Origin of the sequence: Kitasatospora saccharophila, assembly GCF_039529925.1 — a bacterium.
Lineage (GTDB): Bacteria > Actinomycetota > Actinomycetes > Streptomycetales > Streptomycetaceae > Kitasatospora > Kitasatospora saccharophila.
Genome location: NZ_BAAANS010000174.1, coordinates 1 through 683, shown reverse-complemented (window position 1 = coordinate 683; position 683 = coordinate 1). Strand labels below are relative to the sequence as shown.

The following is a 683-nucleotide window of genomic DNA, read 5'->3' as shown; positions in this document are numbered from 1 at the left end:
GGTCTCCGGGTCGCCGACCGCGTGGTCGCGCTGCTGGCCCATCGCGTACCCGGTCGCGTGCAGCGTCTGGGCGCCGATCACGATCGTGTAGAGGTGGAAGTTGTTGTCCCGGGGGTCCCAGGCGCCCTGGTCGACGCCGCGGAACAGGCCGAGTAGGTTCAGCGGGTTGACGCCCTGGCAGAACGCGACGCCGTGCTCGCGGTAGGTCGGGAAGACCATGTCCTTGGAGTTCAGCGCGCGGCCGGAGCCGATCTGCGCCGCTTCCTGGCCGAGCAGCGAGGCCCACAGACCCAGCTCGCCCTGGCGCTGCAGCGCGGTCGCCTCGGTGTCGATCCGGCGGACCAGGGTCATGTCCCGGTAGAAGCCCTTGATCGCCTCGTCGTCGAGGTCGAACGAGTAGTCCGGGTGCTCGACGCGCTCACCTTCGGGCGTCAGCAGCTGGACGAACTCGACCTCCTCGGAGGCCTGTGGGGGACTGACCGGCGCCTCGACGGGCGCGAACACTTCCGGGGCAAGGCCCGGCACCGACTCACTCACATGCACTCCTCGGGGGTTCGAGCGCGGGATCGCCGCGACCGCAACTTGCACGCTGCCGGCCTGACCAGCCGGGTGAGGCCTCTCAGACAGGACCGCGTGGGTCCAGGGGTGATGCACCGTCCGGCAGTGAACCTCCTCACTGGTAC

At 69.7% G+C, this 683-nt stretch carries 1 protein-coding gene; it reads right to left on the bottom strand.

What is annotated here, in order from left to right; translation table 11 throughout:
• The coding region (locus ABD345_RS40030; RefSeq protein ID WP_344559762.1) for a thiamine pyrophosphate-dependent enzyme at nt 1-504 on the bottom strand (504 nt) is incomplete at its 3' end.
• Between the last annotated feature and the right edge of the window lie 179 nt (nt 505-683).